The sequence below is a fragment of the Paraburkholderia tuberum STM678 genome (assembly GCF_902833905.1).
Lineage (GTDB): Bacteria > Pseudomonadota > Gammaproteobacteria > Burkholderiales > Burkholderiaceae > Paraburkholderia > Paraburkholderia tuberum.
This window is the reverse complement of record NZ_CADFGP010000016.1, coordinates 130001-149972: the sequence shown is the minus strand read 5'-3', so window position 1 is coordinate 149972 and position 19972 is coordinate 130001. Positions and strand designations below refer to the sequence as shown.

17 protein-coding genes and 1 riboswitch (1 of these 18 only partly in view) are annotated in these 19972 nt (G+C 65.2%); of the genes, 9 read left to right on the top strand and 8 right to left on the bottom strand.

Annotated features, from left to right (window positions below; all coding sequences use genetic code 11):
* The first annotated feature begins 5 nt into the window (after positions 1–5).
* The 6 genes from xylA to HWY30_RS16455 all read left to right on the top strand — a co-directional run bounded on the left by xylA (position 6) and on the right by HWY30_RS16455 (position 8416).
* Complete coding sequence (xylA, locus tag HWY30_RS16480; protein ID WP_090810360.1) at positions 6–1328, top strand: xylose isomerase; 1323 nt, start codon at positions 6–8, stop codon at positions 1326–1328.
* Between the two features lie 132 nt (positions 1329–1460).
* Positions 1461–2489 carry a D-xylose ABC transporter substrate-binding protein gene (xylF, locus tag HWY30_RS16475; protein WP_090808463.1) on the top strand — a complete coding sequence of 343 codons (1029 nt, stop codon included), beginning with the start codon at positions 1461–1463 and terminating at the stop codon, positions 2487–2489.
* A 93-nt stretch (positions 2490–2582) separates the two neighbouring features.
* On the top strand, positions 2583–4142 hold the full coding sequence (xylG, locus tag HWY30_RS16470; protein WP_090808465.1) for a D-xylose ABC transporter ATP-binding protein: 1560 nt from the start codon (positions 2583–2585) through the stop codon (positions 4140–4142).
* Positions 4139–5338: a sugar ABC transporter permease gene (locus HWY30_RS16465; RefSeq protein WP_090808467.1), complete on the top strand. Its 1200-nt coding sequence runs from the start codon at positions 4139–4141 to the stop codon at positions 5336–5338. Before xylG ends, HWY30_RS16465 begins: the two co-directional genes overlap by 4 nt.
* A gap of 290 nt (positions 5339–5628) precedes the next feature.
* Positions 5629–7899 carry a xanthine dehydrogenase family protein molybdopterin-binding subunit gene (locus tag HWY30_RS16460; RefSeq protein WP_090808469.1) on the top strand — a complete coding sequence of 757 codons (2271 nt, stop codon included), beginning with the start codon at positions 5629–5631 and terminating at the stop codon, positions 7897–7899.
* Positions 7900–7954: 55 nt separating this feature from the next.
* A complete protein-coding gene (locus HWY30_RS16455) occupies positions 7955–8416 on the top strand; it encodes a (2Fe-2S)-binding protein (protein ID WP_090808471.1) in 462 nt (153 codons plus the stop codon).
* A gap of 214 nt (positions 8417–8630) precedes the next feature.
* Here HWY30_RS16455 and HWY30_RS16450 read toward each other — a convergent pair whose 3' ends face one another.
* The 7 genes from HWY30_RS16450 to HWY30_RS16420 all read right to left on the bottom strand — a co-directional run bounded on the left by HWY30_RS16450 (position 8631) and on the right by HWY30_RS16420 (position 17690).
* Positions 8631–10199 carry an efflux transporter outer membrane subunit gene (locus HWY30_RS16450; RefSeq protein WP_090808473.1) on the bottom strand — a complete coding sequence of 523 codons (1569 nt, stop codon included), beginning with the start codon at positions 10197–10199 and terminating at the stop codon, positions 8631–8633.
* Positions 10196–11203: an efflux RND transporter periplasmic adaptor subunit gene (locus HWY30_RS16445; protein WP_090808475.1), complete on the bottom strand. Its 1008-nt coding sequence runs from the start codon at positions 11201–11203 to the stop codon at positions 10196–10198. Before HWY30_RS16445 ends, HWY30_RS16450 begins: the two co-directional genes overlap by 4 nt.
* On the bottom strand, positions 11200–11409 hold the full coding sequence (locus HWY30_RS16440) for a DUF1656 domain-containing protein (RefSeq protein ID WP_090808477.1): 210 nt from the start codon (positions 11407–11409) through the stop codon (positions 11200–11202). The genes HWY30_RS16445 and HWY30_RS16440 overlap by 4 nt, the downstream gene beginning before the upstream one ends.
* A gap of 79 nt (positions 11410–11488) precedes the next feature.
* On the bottom strand, positions 11489–13591 hold the full coding sequence (locus HWY30_RS16435; protein WP_090808479.1) for an FUSC family protein: 2103 nt from the start codon (positions 13589–13591) through the stop codon (positions 11489–11491).
* 6 nt (positions 13592–13597) lie between these two features.
* Complete coding sequence (locus tag HWY30_RS16430; protein WP_090808481.1) at positions 13598–14302, bottom strand: MarR family winged helix-turn-helix transcriptional regulator; 705 nt, start codon at positions 14300–14302, stop codon at positions 13598–13600.
* A gap of 208 nt (positions 14303–14510) precedes the next feature.
* Positions 14511–16169, bottom strand: coding sequence for an ATP-binding protein (locus HWY30_RS16425; protein ID WP_090808483.1), 1659 nt, complete (start codon positions 16167–16169; stop codon positions 14511–14513).
* A gap of 3 nt (positions 16170–16172) precedes the next feature.
* Positions 16173–17690, bottom strand: coding sequence for an ATPase domain-containing protein (locus tag HWY30_RS16420; protein WP_090808485.1), 1518 nt, complete (start codon positions 17688–17690; stop codon positions 16173–16175).
* 197 nt (positions 17691–17887) lie between these two features.
* Here HWY30_RS16420 and HWY30_RS16415 point away from each other — a divergent pair, with 197 nt between their 5' ends.
* Entirely contained in the window at positions 17888–18328 is a 441-nt protein-coding gene (locus HWY30_RS16415; protein ID WP_090808487.1) for a hypothetical protein, read from the top strand.
* Between the two features lie 13 nt (positions 18329–18341).
* Here the strand turns inward: HWY30_RS16415 and HWY30_RS16410 are convergent, their stop codons facing one another.
* Positions 18342–18962 (bottom strand): histidine phosphatase family protein, encoded by a 621-nt coding sequence (locus tag HWY30_RS16410; protein WP_090808489.1) that lies wholly within the window; start codon positions 18960–18962, stop codon positions 18342–18344.
* Positions 18963–19043: 81 nt separating this feature from the next.
* Positions 19044–19189, top strand: a riboswitch (cobalamin riboswitch).
* A gap of 40 nt (positions 19190–19229) precedes the next feature.
* Between HWY30_RS16410 and HWY30_RS16405 the strand changes: the two genes are divergently transcribed.
* The gene (locus HWY30_RS16405) at positions 19230–19451 is read left to right on the top strand and encodes a CbtB domain-containing protein (protein ID WP_090810362.1); all 222 of its coding nucleotides are present in this window, start codon (positions 19230–19232) and stop codon (positions 19449–19451) included.
* An 11-nt stretch (positions 19452–19462) separates the two neighbouring features.
* Positions 19463–19972, top strand: the 5' portion of a protein-coding gene (locus tag HWY30_RS16400; RefSeq protein ID WP_090808491.1) for a CbtA family protein. 231 nt of this gene lie beyond the right edge of the window; 510 of the gene's 741 nt are visible here — the first part of the coding sequence; it begins with the start codon at positions 19463–19465; its stop codon lies off the right edge, out of view.

The window sequence follows — 19972 nt, the reverse complement described above, 5'->3', positions numbered from 1 at the left end:
CGCCGATGTCCTACTTCGAACACATTCCAGAGATCCGTTACGAAGGCCCGCAATCGGACAACCCGCTCGCGTACCGTCACTACGACAAAACGAGGAAGGTACTCGGCAAGACGCTCGAGGAACATCTGCGTATCGCCGTCTGCTACTGGCATACCTTCGTATGGCCCGGCGTCGATATCTTCGGTCAGGGCGCGTTCCGGCGGCCGTGGCAGCAACCCGGCGACGCAATGGAGCGGGCGTTGCAGAAGGCCGACGCCGCGTTCGAATTCTTCTCGAAGCTCGGCACGCCGTACTACACGTTCCACGATACCGACGTCGCGCCCGAAGGCGCGAGCGTGAAGGAATACAGCGAGAACTTCCTGCGCGTGTCCGACTACCTCGCGCGCAAGCAGCAGGATACCGGTGTCAAATTGCTGTGGGGCACCGCGAATCTGTTTTCGCATCCGCGTTACGCGGCCGGCGCCGCGACAAATCCGAATCCGGAGGTTTTCGCCTTTGCGGCGACCCAGGTGCGTCATGCGCTCGACGCGACGCTGCGCCTCGGCGGTGAAAACTACGTGTTGTGGGGTGGCCGCGAAGGCTACGACACGCTGCTGAACACCGACCTCGTGCGCGAGCGCGAGCAGTTCGCGCGCTTCCTGCACATGGTCGTCGAACACAAGCACCGGATCGGTTTCAAGGGCGCGCTGCTGATCGAGCCGAAGCCGCAGGAGCCCACCAAGCATCAATACGACTACGACGTCGCGACCGTGCACGGCTTCCTGCTGCAGCACGGCCTCGACAAGGAGATTCGCGTCAACATCGAGGCGAATCACGCGACGCTCGCGGGGCACTCGTTCCATCACGAGATTGCGACCGCATTTGCGCTCGGCATCTTCGGTAGCGTCGATGCAAATCGCGGCGATCCGCAAAATGGCTGGGACACCGACCAATTTCCCAACAGCGTCGAGGAACTCACGCTGGCCTTATACGAAATCCTGCGCCACGGCGGCTTCACGAGCGGCGGCATGAACTTCGATGCGAAAGTGCGGCGCCAGAGTGTCGATGCGGAAGACCTGTTTTATGGCCACATCGGCGCGATCGACAACCTCGCGCTAGGCCTCGAACGCGCCGCGGTGCTGGTCGAAAACGAGCGCCTCGAGCAGTTCAAGCGGCAACGCTACGCGGGCTGGGATGGCGAGTTCGGCCGCAAGATCCTGTCCGGCGGGTATTCGCTGTCGACGCTCGCCGCGGACACGCTGGCGCGCGATCTGAATCCGCGGCATGTGAGCGGGCAACAGGAACACATGGAAAACATCGTAAATCAGGCGATTTATAGCGGACGTTGAATAAAGATCGCGCGGCCACGTCGACCGCGCGCACCAGCAAGCTGTGGGTTGTCGCTTGTCCGAGTCTGCGGCTCGCAGCGCAGACCGATACGTCCGGTATTCCGGCTATCACTACACAAAAAGGAGACATCAATGAAATTCGCAATGCGTCGTAACGTCCTGAGTTCGCTGTTGTGCGGCGCGGTACTCGCCAGCCTGTCGCTCGCCGCGCCGCTCGCGCACGCCAGCAAGGCTCATCCGGAAATCGGCTTCTGTATCGACGATCTGCGCGTCGAGCGCTGGTCGCGCGATCGCGACTATTTCGTCGCCGCGGCGGAAAAGCTCGGCGCGAAGGTGTCGGTGCAATCGGCCGATGCGAGCGAAGAGCGCCAGATCTCGCAGATCGAAAACCTGATCTCGCGCGGCGTCGACGTGATTGTGATCGTGCCGTTCAACTCGAAGACGCTCGGCAACGTCGTGGCCGAAGCACGCAAAGCGGGTATCAAGGTCGTGTCGTATGACCGCCTGATTCTCGACGCCGATATCGACGCCTATATCTCGTTCGACAACGAGAAGGTCGGCGAGATGCAGGCGCAGGGCGTCTATGACGTGCGTCCGAAGGGCAACTACTTCCTGCTCGGCGGCGCGCCGACCGACAACAATGCGAAGATGCTGCGCCAGGGCCAACTGAAGGTGCTGCAACCGGCGATCGACAAGGGTGACATCAAGGTGGTCGGCCAGCAGTGGGTGCCGGAGTGGAGCGCATCGACCGCGCTGCGCATCATGGAAGACGCGCTGACCGCGAACAACAACAAGATCGACGCAGTCGTCGCGTCGAATGACGGCACCGCGGGCGGCGCGATCCAGGCGCTCGCCGCGCAAGGCCTCGCGGGCAAGGTACCGATCTCGGGTCAGGATGCCGACCTCGCTGCCGTGAAGCGCGTGGCGGCCGGCACGCAGACGATGACGGTCTACAAGCCGCTGAAGCTGATCGCGAGCGAAGCGGCGAAGCTGTCGGTCGCGCTTGCCAGGGGTGACAAGCCGGCGTTCAACGCGCAATACGACAACGGCAAGAAGAAGGTCGATACGGTGCTGCTGCAGCCGACCAGGTTGACCAAGGCGAACCTCGACACCGTCGTGAAGGACGGCTTCTACACGCAAGAGCAACTCGCGAGCAAATAACACAGAGACGGGCTATGTGAACGCCACGCTCCGGGGTCATTGCGCCCGGGAGCGTGATCGAACATCGGCCCAACTTGCAGCGAGGCATAGCGAATGACGCAACCTGTTCTGACGATGCGAGGCATCGTCAAAGCTTTTTCCGGCGTGAAGGCGCTCGACGGCATCGATCTGACCGTATCGCCGGGCGAATGCGTGGGCCTGTGCGGCGAAAACGGCGCGGGCAAATCGACGCTGATGAAGGTGCTGTCCGGCGTGTATCCGCACGGTACGTGGGATGGCGAAATAACCTGGGAAGGCGAGACGCTAAAGGCCGCGAGCGTACGCGACACCGAACGCGCGGGCATCATCATCATCCATCAGGAACTGATGCTCGTGCCGGAGTTGTCGGTCGCGGAAAACATCTTTCTCGGCAACGAAATCACGCTGCCCGGCGGCCGCATGAACTACGCGGCGATGTATCAGCGTGCCGACGAACTGTTGCGCGAACTCGGCATCAGCGGCATCAACGCCGCGCAGCCCGTGATGAACTACGGGGGCGGCCATCAGCAGCTGATCGAAATCGCAAAGGCGCTGAACAAGCGCGCAAAGCTGCTGATCCTCGACGAACCGTCGTCGTCGCTGACCGCCTCCGAAATCGCGATTCTGCTCGATATCGTGCGCGATCTGAAACGGCGCGGCATTGCCTGCGTGTACATTTCGCACAAGCTCGACGAAGTCGCGGCCGTCTGCGACACGATCAGCGTGATTCGCGACGGCCGCCATGTCGCGACCGAGCCGATGCACGCCCTGACGACCGAGCGGATCATCTCGCTGATGGTCGGCCGAGAGATCAAGAACCTGTTTCCGCGCGAGCCGCATCCGATCGGCGACGTGATCTTCGAAGCGCGCAACGTGACCTGTTTCGACGTGACGAATCCGCGCCGCAAGCGCGTGGACGACGTGTCGTTCTCGTTGCGGCGCGGCGAAATTCTCGGTGTCGCCGGGCTCGTCGGCGCGGGCCGCACCGAAATGATGCAGGCGGTTTTCGGCGCGTATGCAGGCATCAGCGAGGCGCACGTCATGCTCGACGGCAAGCCGCTGAAAATTCGCGCGCCAATCGACGCGATTCGCGCCGGCATCGCGATGGTGCCCGAGGATCGCAAACGCCACGGCATCGTGCCGGGCATGAGCGTCGGTCATAACATCACGCTTGCGGTGTTGCAGCGTTTCGCGACGGGCGGACGTATCGATTCCGCGGCCGAACTCGACACGATTCAGACGGAAATGAAGCGGCTTTCCGTGCGCGCCGCCAATCCGATGTTATCGATTGCAAGTCTGTCGGGCGGCAATCAGCAGAAGGCCGTGCTCACGCGCATGCTGCTGACCAACCCGACCGTGCTGATTCTCGACGAACCGACACGCGGCGTCGACGTCGGCGCCAAATACGAGATCTACAAGCTGATCTTCCAGCTGGCGCAGCGCGGCATGTCGATCGTGATGGTGTCGTCCGAATTGCCGGAAGTGCTCGGCATCAGCGACCGCGTGCTCGTGATCGGCGAAGGCGAGTTGCGCGGCGACTTCATCAACGACGGTCTCACGCAGGAAGACATTCTCGGCGCCGCGATCCGCCCCGCGCATCTATCTTCGAACCCAACCGCAGCGAGCGCCGCATGACTCCCGAAGTAACTTCCCAACGCACCGACAACGCTGTGCCGCGAGGCGCATTCGGCGGCACGCAACGGATCCAGCAACTGTTCGCGCGCTACAAGATTCTCGCGCTGCTGATCGCCGTCGCCGTGATCTGGACTTTCTTTTCGGCGCTCACGCACGGCGCGTTCGTCACGCCGCGCAATCTGTCGAATCTACTGCGGCAGATGTCGATTACCGGCATGCTCGCGTGCGGCATGGTGTTCGTGATCATCGCCGGTGAAATCGATCTGTCGGTCGGTTCGCTGCTTGGTTTGCTCGGCGGCGTTGCGGCGATTCTCGACGTGAACCGGCACTGGCCGATCGGCGTGACGATTCCGGTCGTGTTGCTGCTCGGCATCGCGGTCGGCGTGTTCAACGGCTGGTGGTCGACGTATCGGCGCGTGCCGTCGTTTATCGTCGGGCTCGGCGGCATGCTCGCGTATCGCGGCATTCTGCTCGGCATTACCGGAGGGTCGACGATCGCGCCGGTGTCGGACAGCTTCGTGTTCGTCGGCCAGGGCTATCTGCCGCGGCTCGCCGGCGACACGCTCGCCGTCGTGCTGTTCCTGCTGCTGGCATTCCTGACGATCCGCCAGCGCGCGAATCGGCAGCGTTATCAGTTGCGCGTCGTGCCGTTCTGGCAGGACGTCGCGAAGGTGATCGGCGCAGGCGCGATTCTCGCCGGCTTCATCGCGATGCTCGACAGTTACGGCGGCATTCCGGTGCCGGTGTTGCTGCTGCTCGCGCTGCTCGGCGTCTTCACATGGATCGCGACGCAGACCGTGTTCGGACGCCGCATCTACGCGGTCGGCTCGAACCTCGAAGCGACGCGGCTGTCGGGTGTCAACACCGACCGCGTGAAGCTCGCGATCTTCGCGCTGATGGGGCTGATGTGCGCGTTTGCCGGCATCGTCAACACGGCGCGGCTCGCGGCCGGTTCGCCGTCGGCGGGCTCGATGGGCGAACTCGACGCGATCGCCGCGTGCTTTATCGGCGGCACCTCGATGCGCGGCGGCTCCGGCACCGTGTATGGCGCGCTGATCGGCGCGCTCGTCATGGCGAGCCTCGACAACGGCATGTCCATGCTCGACGTCGACGCGTACTGGCAGATGATCGTGAAGGGCGGCATCCTCGTGCTGGCCGTGTGGATCGACGTGGTGTCGGGTTCGAACCGCCGTTGATCCGCTCGCATGATCGCCTGATTGAATCAAGCGCAGGGTTCGCGGTGTGCCGGCGGTGACTTACGCCGGCACACCGCCGCCTCTGCGCGGACGCAGTTAATGAAACACCCCACGACTTTCCCCCGCCGCTTTCAGTCCCCGCCTTCCCACGCCGCACGGCCGCTCGAGGTTCACGCGCGCATTTAAGTCTCACGCTCGCCGATTCGTCTTATTACTATTCGCAGACAAAGACGGGTGCATCGGCGCTGTCGCCGCTTTCCTACCATCGAGCCAGCCGAGCGAGCCATGCCATGTTGACGCGCAGAACCTTTCTGCTTGGCGGCGCCAGTGCGTTGGGCGGGCTGCTGGTCGGCTGGGCCGTGGTGCCGCCGCGCCAGCGCCTGATGACGTCGACGCCGCTGCCGACGCAAGGCACTGAGGTTGGGCTGAACGGCTGGGTCAAGATCGACGCCGACAACCGCGTGACGATCATCGTGCCGAAGGCCGAAATGGGGCAGGGCATCCATACGGGGCTTGCGATGCTGCTCGCCGAGGAGCTCGACGCCGACTGGCCGCAGGTGAAAGTCGAAGAGGCGCCGATCGACCGGATCTACAACGCGGTGCAGAGCATCGTCGACGATTTGCCGTTTCGCCCCGACGACGACAGCTACATCCGCCGCGGCACCGTGTGGATCACGAGCAAGGCAGTGCGTGAGATCGGCACGATGATGACGGGCGGCTCCTCGAGCATGAACGATCTCTGGACGCCGATGCGCGAGGCCGGCGCGTCGGCGCGCGTGATGCTGATCGCGGCGGCGGCCGAGCGCTGGGAGGTGCCGGTCCGCGAATGCCGCGCGGAAAAGGGCTACGTGCTGCACCCTTGGGGGCACAAGGCGACGTTCGGCGAATTGTCGTCGATGGCCGCGCGCCAGCCGCTGCCGCGCAGCGTCGTCCTGAAGCAGCCGGCCGACTTCAGGCTGATCGGCCAGCCCGTGCGGCGCATCGAAGCCGCTTCGAAAATCGACGGTGCGGCGCGCTTCGGCATCGACGTGTTGCCCGACGGTTTGGTCTATGCAAGCGTCGTGATGTGTCCGACGCTCGGCGGCACGGTCGCGCATTTCGACGCGACGCCCGCGCAAAAGATACGGGGCTTCATCAAGGCGTTCGCCTTGCCGCCGTACGCGGGCGGCACCGGCGGCGTGGCCGTGATCGCGGACAACGCGTTTCGCGCGATGAGCGCGGTCGAGGCGATCAACGTGACCTGGCATGACGGCGCGGCCGCGAAGGTGTCGAGCGCGGCGGTGGACTCCCGCCTCGTCGAGGCGCTCGACCATACGGACGGCCACGTGTATTACCACGTCGGCAACGTCGACAACGCGATGAGTCGCGCGGCGCGCACGATCGAAGCGGTCTATCACGCGCCGTATCTCGCGCATGGCGCGGTCGAGCCGCTGAACTGCACGGTGCAGGTCGCGGACGGCGCAGCGACCGTCTGGGTGTCGACGCAGATGCCGCGGCTCGCGCGGCATCATGCGGCGAAAGTGCTCGGCCTCGACGTCGATCTCGTCGATGTACAGACGCAGTTGTTGGGCGGCGCGTTCGGCCGGCGCCTCGAACTCGATTTCGTCGCGCAGGCCGCGGCGATCGCGCGCGAGGCCGATGGCCGTCCGGTGCAAACCATCTGGTCGCGCGCGCAGGACTTCACGCACGACTTCTACCGGCCCGCATGCGCGGCATGGCTTCAGGCCGGCTTCGACGAGCACGGCAAGCTGGTCGCCTGGCACGCGAAGTCGGCGGGTCAGGCGATCGTGCCGGATGCGCTCGCGCGTTACTACGGCGTGCCGCACATCCCGATCGACAAGACCACCTGCGAAGGCGCGTTCGATCAGGCGTACGAGTGGCCGGCCGCGCGCGTGTCGCACGAGATAGTCGAATTGCCGGTGCCGATCGGCTTCTGGCGCTCGGTCGGCCACTCGCATCAGGCCTTCTTCACCGAGAGCTTCACCGACGAAGCCGCCGCCGCGGCCGGCCAGGACCCGATCGCGTTTCGCGCGATGCTGCTCGTGCAGCATCCGCGTCATCTGGCGGTCCTGAAGCGTGTCGAGAAGTTGTCCGACTGGGGGCGTCCGCTAAAACCCGCCGCCGATGGCGCGCGTTGCGCTCGTGGCGTCGCGTTGCACGAGGCGTTCGGCAGCGTGGTCGCGCAGGTCGCGGAGGTGTCGATCGGCGCGAACCGGCTGATTCGCGTGCATCGGGTGGTGTGCGTGATCGATTGCGGCTTGCCGGTGAATCCGAACCTGATCCGTCAGCAGATGGAAGGCGGCATCGTGTTCGGGCTGTCGAGCGCATTGCAGAACGAGATCACGATCGTCAACGGCCAGGTGCAGCAGAAGAACTTCGTGGACTTTCCGGTCGTGCGGATGAACGGGTGCCCTGCGATCGAAGTCGACATCATGCCGAGCCAGCTGCACCCGCAAGGTGTCGGCGAGCCGGGCGTGCCGCCGATCGCGCCGGCGGTGGGCAATGCGGTGTTCGCACTGACGGGGCAGCGTTTGCGGACGCTGCCGTTGCGGCTTGCATGACGGACGGTGGATGAGCACAAGCTTGCGGTGTTGCGCGGCGACTCAGGAGGCAAGCATGGCGGTACTGAATATCAACGGACGCAAGGTGAAGGTCGATGCCGATCCGGACATGCCGCTGCTATGGGTGCTGCGCTGCGATCTCGGCATGACCGGCACCAAGTTCGGCTGCGGCGTGGGCATCTGCGGCGCGTGCACGATCAATCTCGACGATGCCGCGTGCTTCGCGTGCCAGACGTTGATGTCGAGCCTGCATACGCAGAAGATCACGACGATCGAGGGTTTGCAGGGACGCGAGGCGCAGGCGCTGAAGGCCGCGTGGATCGAACTCGATGTGGTGCAGTGCGGTTATTGTCAGAGCGCGCAATTGATGGCGGCTTGCGCGTTGCTGAAGCACAAGCCCGATCCGACCGATGCCGACATCGACGAGGCGATGACGCCAGTGGTGTGCCGTTGCGGCACGTACCCGCGGGTACGGGCGGCGATACATCAGGCGGCGGCGAAAGTGCGGAACAGCTAGCCACTCTTTCGGTCCGCCGCCCGCCCAGCTCAATTAGCCAACATTTCGACCACCGCAACCACAGCGGTGAAGATACCGATGCATCCGCCCAACGTGACTACACCCTGCATGAATGGCGACATACGAGACCCCGTAGCGTGAAGTGATGTCACGTATTTAACCGAAAGTGAAAGCAAAAAGAAAGATTGTCAAAAATAAATCGTAAGACGGCCGATCAAGGCGCTTTCGCAGTTGCGGCCGTCGACGCTCCCGACTTCGCGGACGGCTTGGCCGCGACAGGTGTTGCCTTCAGCTGCGGCCGCGTTTCACCCGGCGTGCTTTGCCCGCCAACTTCCCACCCGCCGCCCAGCGACAGGAATAGATTGACCTGATCGATCGCCACCTGGCCCTCCGCCGCCGCGAGCTGCGACTTCGCGGCCGTCAGCGTGCGCGTCGCGTCGAGATCGGAGATGAACGACTCGCGCCCGGCGCGATACAGCCGATGCGTTTCATCCGCCGATTGCGTCGCCGACTTCAGCGCCGCGCGCAGCGATTCGGCGCGCGCGTAATCGGACGCGTAGGTCGCGAGGTTGGTCTCGGTTTCGCGCAGCGCGGTCAGCACCACGCCGTCGAACTTCGCGAGCGCGACCTGGCTCGACGCTTCGGCTTCGTGCACCCGTTGGCGCGCGCCGTTGGCCGGGAAGGTCCAGCTGATCAGCGGACCGAAGGCCCAACGCGCCGTCGGCGAGGTGGGAATGTCTTCCAGAATGCCGGTGAAGCCCGCCGACGCGCCAATGCTGATGCTCGGATAAAGCGCCCCGGTCGCGACGCCGATGCGCGCCGTCGACGCCGCAAGCTGACGCTCGGCTTCGTGCACGTCCGGGCGTCGCCGCAGCAGCCCGGCGCCGTCGCCGATCGGAATCGGCTGGTGGATTTGCGGCAGCCGGTCGCAGGCGAGCACGGCCGGCGGCAATTGCGATGGCGCCTGGGCGAGCAGCATCGCGAGCCGGTATTGTGCGATCTTGCGGCGCGCGGTGTAGCGCGGAATGTCGGCCGTCAGAGTCTCGACCTGAGTCTGGCCGCTCGTGACCGCGGTCTGGTTTCCGCGTCCCGCGTCGCGCAGACGGCGCGACACGTCCACGCGCTCCTTCTGTAGCGCGAGCGATTGCTGCGCGATGCGCAGCTCCTCGGCCGCCGAGCATTGTTCGACGTACGAGCGCACCACGTCCGCGACGACAGTGATGCGCGCGAGGTCGCCCGCGGCTTCCACGGCCTCGGTGTCCGCCGCCGCCGCTTCGACGCCGCGGCGCAGCTTGCCGAACAGGTCGATTTCGTACGAGACGTTGATGCCCATGTCACCCAGGTTGGCGACCGGCAGTTTCTCGAAGAGCAGGTATTGCTCGGCCGATTCCTGCGCGCGCTGGATCGCCACCGACGCGTTGCCCGAAAAACCGCCCTGCGCTTGCGCTATGCCCAGCGCCTCGCGCGAGCGCGCGAGATTCGCGGTCGCGACGCGCAGGTCGGTATTCGATTTCAACGCCTGGTCGACCAGACCGTTCAGCACCGGATCGTCGTACAGCTTCCACCAGACGGTCGGCAGATTGAGGGTTGACGTCAGCATGGGATCGGCGCCCTCGAGCGCTCCGTTCGCGAGCGGGGCATTGACGAGCGCCTGTTTCGGCAGCGTGTAGTTCGGCCCGACGTTGATGCAGCCGTTCAGCGCGACGGTGAGCGGCAATAACGGCAGCAGCGGCAGCAGCGGCAAGCGCGGCGCCAGCGCGGACAAGGTACGCACGAACTTCATTGCGACGCGCCCGACGGTGCGGTGCCCGACCCAGCGGACCCGGACGCCACCGACGAACCCGGCGCCACCGGCGCAGCCGAAGCGGCGACCGTGCCAGATGCGCCATCCGTGCCCGACACGGCTCGTCTCCTGAGCGGCGACAGGTCACGCACCGACACCGTCGCGGTACGCCCCGCGATCAGGCGGAAATCAGCGGGCACTTCATCGAGCGCGACCCGCACCGGAATGCGCTGCGCGAGCCGCACCCAGCTGAACGCCGGGTTCACGTTCGGCAGCAGATTGGCGCTTTGCGTGCGGTCGCGGTCTTCGATACCGGCGACGATGCTCTGCACGTGCCCGCGCAGCGGCTTCGGCTCGCCCATTACGATGATGTCGACCGGCTGGCCGATGTCGATGCCGCGCAGCTTGGTTTCCTCGAAGTAGCCGTCGACGCGGAACGAATGCATGTCGACCACCGCGACCACCGCGCGACCGGCCGCGACGAATTCGCCGGCGCGCGGCGCGCGGTCGTTCAGATAACCGTCGACCGGGCTTTTGATCGTCGAGCGCTCGAGGTTCAGCTTCGCGGTGTCGATCGCGACGTTCGCGTCGGCAAGCGCGGCTTCGCCCGCCTCGACGCGCGAGCGGCTTTCTTCGAGTACTTCGGCGGCGACGAGATTGCCGAGCTGACGATTGCGCGCGTATTCGCGGCGGGCCTGATCGAGCGTCGCGCGGCGCTGCTGCGCCGTTGCCTCGGCCTGACGCAATGCGAGCGTGTAGCGCGCCTGATCGATCCTGAACAGCACCTGGCCCTGCTTGACTTGCTGGTTGTCCATGACCTCGACCGACGAAATCAGTCCCGACACGTCGGGCGCGACCTGGATCACGTCGGCGCGTACGCGCCCGTCGCGGGTCCACGGCGCGAACATGTAGTAGTTGACGAGTTTCCACAGCACCAATGCTGCGACCACTACGACGATCAGGGTCAGCAGGATCTGACCGACGGAGAACCAGGTTTTTTTCACGTTATTAGTCTGTGCGAAACGACGACGACAAGGCCCAGCACCAGCACATAGACGCCGAGATCGAAGATGGAGCGATGCCAGACGAAGCGGTAAAAGCCGGTGTAATCGAGCGCGGTGCGAATGCCGAGGTTGATCAGATACGCGATCAACATCAGCACCAGCACGGACGGTACGAACACGCCGAAGATATCGATTTCACCGATCATCGCGGGAACTGGGAAAAGGGAGGGCGGGGTGCGAAGGCGGGCGCAAGCGGGCGCAAGCAGGGGCGCAAGAATGGGTGCATCACGCGGCGGCCTCCGGTTCGGTCGGCGTTGGTTTCGTGAGGGTCGCCGGAAACAGCGAAAGACGCAAGCCGACCAGCGCGTGCAGCGCATCGCGCAACTGACGCGCCGAGGTCTGCGAGGTCTCGGTCGGCGCCGCGGCATTGGCGAGCCCCTGCGCGGTGACGCGCGCGACGGCCACGTCGATCAACGACATCAGGCTGTCCGGCACCGGCTCGCGGTGGCGTCGATCGATGCAGCTCTCGTAGTATGTACGCACTCCATCGAGAACATGGTCGATCGCGCCGGCCGCTTCGCCGCCGAGCTTGCGTGTGAGGCGGCGCAGGTCCAGCGCATTGAACCCGATGCGCAGATCGCGGAAGCTCTCGATCGACGGATGGCGGTAGTCGTCGGTTGCAGCGAGGCGCGGGATCAATTGCATCAGCCGGTCGAGCATGCGCGCGGCGAGATTGCGCGGGTCTTCGATCGGCCGCGTCGACGCGCTCAGCGCGACGTCGGCCCAGCTCGAGCGCAACAGGCGCGCCGCGGCCAGCTCGGCGCCGAATGGGCGCGTCGCACGGGTCCACAAGTATGCATAGAGCAGGCCGGAGAGGCCCGCGAGGTTGGCGTTCAGGAACGTCAGGAAGTTCGCGTCGTACGCGTCCTGAATGCTGATGAAGGTGGCCGTGTTCACCGCGACCAGCACCGTCACCATGTTGAACTGCGGGCGCGGAATCAGCGTGCCGACCAGAATGAACGGCGCGGCGAACAGGATCACCAGCATCGGGAAGTCGTGCACCTGCGGCAGCACGACGAACAGATAGAGGCCCGCGGCCACCACGGCGACGCCAGTCGCGAGGAAGAAGCGGAACACGAACGGCGCGGGTTCGTCGAGCGCGGCGAAGAAGCAGCAGGCGACCGCCGCGAGCGTGACCGCGCTCGCGCCGTCGTTCCAGCCCGAGCCGATCCACAGCGCGCACGCGAGCACCACAGCCGCGGCCGCCGACACGGTCGCGAACAGCATCATGCCGCGATCGTAGAAGCGCTCGGTGCCGCCGAGTCGCCAGTGACGGAAATGCGGCCGCCACGAACCTTCCTCGCGCGTGATGATGATGCGCAGCGAGCGGCAGTCTTGCCACACGTCGATCACTTGCGCGAGGCGCCATAGTGCATTCGACAGCAGCGCGCCGTCCCAATGCGTGAGCGCGGCGGCGGGCGGGTGCATCGCGGCGATGCGCGCGCGCAGCGCGTTGGCGGTCTCGTCCGCGTGATAACCCTCGCTCGGCGCGGGCAGCGGTTGGTTGAACCACTTGATGACGTCGTCGATCAGCGTCTGAAGTCCTTCGGGCCAGTGTTGCGGGCCGTTGTTGTAGAGCGCGAGCAGCGGATCGGCGAGCGACGACATGATCGGCAGCAGCAGTTGCATGCGGCCACGTAGTTCATGCGCGCGCGCGAGGACGTCGGGCCGCGTGTGATCGTAGGCGAGCTGGCTCAGCAGCAGTTCGAGACCGTTGATCGTGCTCGCGAGTCGTTGCCGGGCACCGGAAATCGCCGAGCTTGCGATACGGCCCGACAGCGTTTCGGTCGCGTAGAACGCGGCGTCGCGAAACCATGCGTCGGTGCGCTCGATGATCGTCGGCGCGAGCCGGCTCGGAAACACCGCGCTGCCGACGATACTCGCGCACACGATGCCGAGAATGATCTCCTCGGTCCGGCTCACGGCGAGATCGAAGACGCCGGTCGGATTCGTCACCGACGGCAGCGCGATGATCGGCATCGTATAGGCCGCCAGCATGAACACGTAGCTGCGCGCGGTGCGGTCGGACACCGCGAGGTAGAGCATCGTGCCGATCCACGCCGCGACGACCACGCTGAACAGGTACGGCGATTCGACGAACGGCGGCACCAGCAGCACCGCGCCCGACGCGCCGAGCGCAGTGCCCAGCGCACGATAGATCGCTTTCGAGCGGGTCGCGCCGACGAACGGGTTCGACACGATGTAGACGGTCGCCATCGCCCAGTACGGCCGCGGCAGTTCGAACGCGAGGCCGATGTAAAGCGCGAGCATGGCCGCGGCGAACGTTTTGACGGAAAACAGCCAGTCGCGGAGAGTGGGATAGACCATGAACCGTTACGCGGAATCGGCGTTGTGCGGCGCGGTGGCTCGCGCGCCGCTCTTGGTGGACTTGCGCGCCTTGGCGGTGCCGCGTGATTTGCCGGCCGTTTTGGCAGCGCTTTTGCCGCTCGTCCGTTTGACCTTGCTGGCAAGCGCCTCGCCTTTGGCGGGCTCGCGCTTCGCCGACGAGGTGCGCTTCGTCGCCTCGTGCCTGACCGATTCCGGGCGCACCGGCTGCGCGCGTTCGTGACGCGTGTCGCGCTCGACGCTTCCCGGTTCGGCGCGTCCGGCGGCATCGGCCGTGAATGCGCCGAGCACGCGCAGGGCGGCTTCGAGATCGTCGCGCGATACGCCTTTGAGCGCCTGCGCGCGCAACGTGACCAGCTCCTCTTCCATCTTCGCGGTGACGGCGCGGCCTTCGTCGGTCAGTACGACGGTCTTCGCGCGGCGGTCTTCGGGATCTTCGTCGCGGCGCATCAGGCCGGCCGCGCACAACTGGTCGAGCAGCCGCACGAGGGACGGCCCCTCGATGCCGATGTGATCGGCGAGCGTGACCTGACGCACCGCCGAGCCGAGCCGGCTCGCGGTCAGAAGCGGCGTCGCGCACGCTTCGGATACGTTGAAGGCCGCGAGCACACCGTGACTCGTGCGCCGCCACTTTCTGGCGGCGACGACCAGCGTGCTGCTGACGGTGCGGCGCAGGGCATCGAGATTCGACATGGCCGGTATTGTATTTCCAAAATATTCGTTAGCAAACTATTGAATTGGAAATCGTGGCCGAACCGGAGGAGTCTGCGGCGCGAATGCGACAGCGGCATTAAATCGGTGGCCAGGAGGTGGGGGCTTACAGAATCGTCGGGTGTGCGGTGCGCCGCGATTCAATGGGCATTTTGATGCAAGTGGTCTACTTGATTCACTTGAGCTTGATTCACGCGAGCAGCCCGATCCGCACCGTGCGCGCCAGATCGTCGAGCTGAAACGGCTTGCGCAGGATCGTGCAATGCTTGACTGCGAGATCGGCAATGTCGACGTCCGCATAACCGGTCGCCAGGACCACCGGTAGATCGGCACGAAGCTTGCGCGCCGCGGCGATCACGTCGATGCCGTTCATGCCCGGCATCGCGAAGTCGACCATCAGCAGATCGGGATGATCGTCGACGAGGCGGTCAAGGCCGGCCTGGCCGTCGGCGGCCTCGGTCACCGTGTAGCCGAGCATGCGCAACGATTCAACGAGCATCGCGCGCACTTCGCTGTCGTCCTCGACCACGAGCACGCGCTTGTCGCCGACCGCGTTCGCTTCCGCATCGGACTCCGCTTCGCTGTGCGCGGCCACTCGCTCGCGCATCGGCAGCCAAATCTGCACCGTGGTGCCGGTACCTTCTTCGCTGAAGATGCGCGCGGCGCCGCCCGCCTGCCTCGCGATGCCATACACCTGGCTCAGGCCTAGCCCCGTGCCCTTGCCGATCGGCTTGGTCGTGAAGAACGGATCGAACACGCGCGACACGACGTCGGGAGGAATGCCCTCACCCGTGTCGGCGACTTCGATCACGACGTAGCGGCCATGCTTCAGCGTCTGGTCGGGCGCGTCGCGCAGGGTCACGTGGATGTCGAGGCGCCCGCCGGCCGGCATCGCGTCGCGCGCGTTGATCGCTAGATTGAGCACCGCGAGCTCGAGCTGATTTGCGTCGGCCTGGGTCCACATTTCGGTGCGCTCGAAGTCGTTGTCATAGCGGATGCTCGAGCCGAGCGACACAGCGATGATGTCGCGCATGCCCTGCAGCAGCGCGACCACGTCGATCGCTTTCAGATTCGGGTTGCTGTTGCGCGAGAAAGTCAGCAACTGGCCAGTCAGTTTCGCGCCGCGCTCGGTCGCGCGCTTGACGGTGGCCGCCATGCCGCGCAGGCGTTCGTCGCCGCTCACACGCGCGATCAGTTCCGCGTTGACCATGATCACGTTCAGCAGATTGTTGAAGTCGTGCGCGATGCCGCCGGTCAGCTGACCGAGCGCCTCCATCTTCTGCGATTGCACGAGCACGGCCTGAACCTTCGCGCGTTCGTGGATCTCGGCCATCAGCCGGTCGTTGGCTGACGCAAGTTCGTGCGTGCGCGCGGCGATGCGGCTTTCCAGCGAATCGTTCAGCTGCTCCAGCGCGTCCTGTGCCTCGATGCGCTCGGCAAGCAGCCTTCGCGATTCATATTGCCGTCCGCGGGCCCGCAACGACGACACGACCGCGCGCCGCAACGTTTCCGAATTGAGCGGACGTTCGAGCACCACTACGTTGCCGAGCCGTTCGAGCACTTCGAGCCCGCGCGCGGATCGATGGCCGATGCTGCGGGCGGCGAGCAGGATGAACGGGAAGTCGGACCATGCGGGCTGCCGTTCGAGCCACGCATAGAGGCTCGAGCCGTGGCCGTTCGCGACCGCTTCCTCGGTGAGCAGCGCGGTGCCCGCGCCGACGTCGAGCTCGGTGGTGAGCGCGTCGGCGTCGTCGCAGGTCACGCAGGCGCGTGCGTCATTGTGCAGAACGGCGGTGATCACTTCGGCGTCGCGGCCGAACGGTGCGAGGATGAGGACACGCTGCTCCATCGCTCACTGTCCTGACATATCGATCAGATGGTTCGTCGCGCCGAGCATCGCGGTGCTGCCGCGATACAAGGGCAGGCCCGACAGCACGCCCTCGAAGTCGCGCAGCGCTTCGCCGACCTCGACGCCTTCGGTGCCGAGGCGGAACTGGCGGATCGTGCGTTCATGATCGTTCGCGCGGCTCTTGACGGCGGTTATTGCCTTCAGCACTTCGCCGTGGTGCTCGAAATAGCGGAACAGCACGACCACGTCGCTCAGATAACTGACGTCGACCTCGGTCTGCACTTCGCCGATGATGCCGTGCTGCCCGAGCACGAGCATCGTGACCACGCCCTGCTGATTCAGATAGCCGAGCAATTCGTGCATGTGCAGCAGCAGGTAGCGCTCGCCGGGCATTGCCTGCAGATAGGCGTTCAGGCTGTCGACCGCGACATAGCGCACGTGCTCGTTTTCGACCGCGTTGCGCACGTCGCTCGACAGCTCGCCCGGCGAGATTTCCGCGGGATCGATCTGGCGCAGCATCAGCAGACCGCTTTCGACGTGCGGCGCGAGATCCATGCCGAGCGTCGCGCAGCGTGTGACCAGCGTGCTGAGCGTTTCGTCGAATACGTAGTACGCGCAACGCTCGCCGCGTTCGAGTGCGGCAAGCAGGCACGACACGACGGTGGTGGTTTTGCCGACCCCCGACGGGCCGATGATCAGCGAATTGGTGCCGGGGACGAGGCCACCGCCGAGCAGCGCGTCGAGGCCGGGCGTGCCGGTGCTCATCGGGCTCGTGCCGAATGCGCTGTGATGCTCGGCGGCGACCACACGCGGATAGACGCGCAGACCGCCGGTGTTCAGCGTGAAGTCGTGATAGCCCTCGCGGAACTTGATGCCGCGCATCTTCGCGATGCGCAGACGGCGGCGATTGCCGCCGTAATCATGAGCGACGTTTTCGAGGCTGATCACGCCGTGCACGATGCTGTGAAGCTGAATGCCGGAGGCGCTGGCCGACGTGTCGTCGAGCAGCAGCACCGTGCATTCGCGCGTCGCGAAATGGTGCTTGAGCGCGAGAATCTGCCGACGGTAGCGCAATGGGTTCTCCGCCAGCAGACGCAGTTCGGACAGGCTGTCCAGGACGACGCGCGCCGGCTTCAGTTTGTCGACGTGCTCGATTACGTTGCGCACGCTTTCGCCGAGTTCGACTTCGGCCGGGTGCAGCACGGTCTGTTCGTATTGCGGTTCGAGCCCTTCTTCGGGCAGTTGCTCCAGTATCGTGAAACGGCTCAGATCCCAGCCATGGCTCGCGCCGATCGCGAGCAGTTCAGCACGGGTTTCGGACAGCGCGATATAAAGGCCGGTCTGCCCTTCGTGCAGGCCCTTGAGTAAGAATTGCAACGCGAGGGTGGTCTTACCCGTGCCTGGTACACCCTCCACGAGGTACATGCGGTTCGGCGTAAGGCCACCGCCGAGGATGTCGTCGATGCCTTCGATGCCCGACGATATGCGGGCGGGGGTAGGGGCGGCGGTAGTGGTCGACATGATGGTTGAAATGACGTCGGCAGTGGCTTTGATCGAAACGGGCGCGATGTCGCGGCCGGTATGGCGCTACGCAATTTGTGTGCCGTCGTGCATTGCCTGCGTGCTCGGGCCTCGCGCGCATGGGCATGAAGCGTGCTATTAAAGGTGGCTCGCTGCGAGTTTTTCTTCAGCAGCACTTTGGAAGCTTCACGCACACCATGAAAACCTATCGACTTTCGGCTATCGCGCTTACCGCGGCATCGCTCGTTGCGCTGCTGCCGGTCAGTGCATCCGCCGACGATAGCCCCAGACCTTGCGGTGCGCTCAAACGGATCGTGGCCGCGGCGCCGGACGGCTTCGCCTCGCTGACACCCGACGACGGCAAAGGCGTTGCGCAACCTTATGGCGATGATGCGCAATGTTCGGCCGCGCATCGAAGTTTCCAGTGCACGTGGACGCCGCATCAGGCGGCGGGCTCGAACGCGGATGCATTGGAAGCGGTCGCGGCAGACGTCGCGTCGTGCCTGCCCGATGCAACGCACGATCAGAATTCGCCGGGACGTCAGCACTTTTATCTCGGCGCGAAGGATCGACGCACCGAAATCACGCTGACGCCCGAGGGGTCCAACCGGTTGCGGCTCGTGGTGTCGGGCAGGTAAGCGGCGGTGCCGTTCAGGCGGTGGCGGCCGGGCGCCACGACCAGCCGCGTCGCGAGTGGCGTAATTCGACGACCGACAGCGGTGCGATCTCGATGTGACAGAACACGGTTGGCGATGCGCCGAGGGCGTGCACGATTGCCGCTCGCAGTAGAGTCGCATGGGTGATGGCGACGATGGTTCGACTGTGCGCAAATGCCGCGAAGCTTGCTTCGTTGACGGCATTGCATGAACGCACGTCTGCCTGCTGCGCGTCGAGCCACTCTCCAACCCGCTGCACGAGTTGACCGAACGATTCGCCGCCGGGCGGCGCGGCGTCGGGCTCGCGTGTCCAGGCGGCGAGTTCGCGGGGCGTTGCGTCGGCAATGGCCGCGAGGCGCTGGCCGCGCCATTGGCCATAGTCGATATCCGCCAATGCGTCGGCAGGCGTGGCGCTCAGACTAAGCGCGGCGGCCGTTTCGCGCGCGCTGGCGGCGGGGCTGGCGAACACGGCGCCGCCGGCGGGAAGCGCGAGACGCGGTCGCGCCGCTTCGGCTTCGGCGCGACCGCGCGCGTCGAGCGGATCGTCGGCAGGGAAGCGGCCCGCGCGCTGCGCGGCCGTTGCCGCGTGGCTCACCAGTAATAGTCGCGTATCCATTCTTTTGCGTTGGCGCCTCATTCGTACTTGCCTGCGTGGTTTCATCGCCTCGCGGCGCGCGTTGCGAGGTAGCCCTCGCCGTCACGGAAGCCGCAGTTTAGCGCGTAGAATACCGACACTGCGAAGCACGGAAGCCGGTGAGAGCCCGGCGCGGTCGCGCCACTGTAATCGGCATTGCAATCCACAAGAGCCGAAAGCCAGACCCGAGCTTCGCACCATTCCTCTGCAATCGACTTTCGGGGCGCGTCACCCCAGGAGATGTCCATCATGACCGAAGCTGTTCTTGATCGCGTCGCGCAACCGGCAGCCCAGCCCACTCCCATTCCTTTGCGCGAACTGCTGCCATGGGTCGTGTTCGGCGGCTTGCTGCTGTTGCTCGCGCTTTACTTCGTTGGTGCGGAACAGGGCGCGACGTCGCTCGTGCCCGGCATGTACGTGCATGAGTTCGTGCACGACGGCCGCCATCTGCTCGGCTTTCCCTGCCACTAACGGAGTTCGACATGGTAGGTAAATTGTTGGTGCGCGGGATGCTCGCGGGCATCGTCGCGGGCTTGCTCACGTTCGCGTTCGCGCGAATCGTCGGCGAACCACAGGTCGATCAGGCCATTTCATTCGAAGAAAAAGCGGCCGCCGCGCGCGGCGAGGCGCCCGAGCCCGAAATCGTGAGCCGTCAGACGCAGGCTGGCCTCGGCCTGCTGACTGGCGTGGTCACGTATGGCGCGGCATTTGGCGGCCTGTTCTCGCTGGTGTTTGCGTATGCGTATGGACGCGCGGGGACGTTGAGCGTGCGCGCGCTGTCCGCGTGGCTCGCGCTTGGCGCGTTCATCACGCTCGTGATCGTGCCGAATATCAAGTATCCGGCCAATCCGCCGTCGGTCGGTGATCCGGAGACGATCGGCACGCGCACGGGCCTGTTCTTTCTGATGATCGCGATTTCGCTCGCGACGATGGTGTTTTCGCTGAAGGTGCGGCGTCGCGCGGCGGCGAAGCTGGGTGCGTGGAACGGTTCG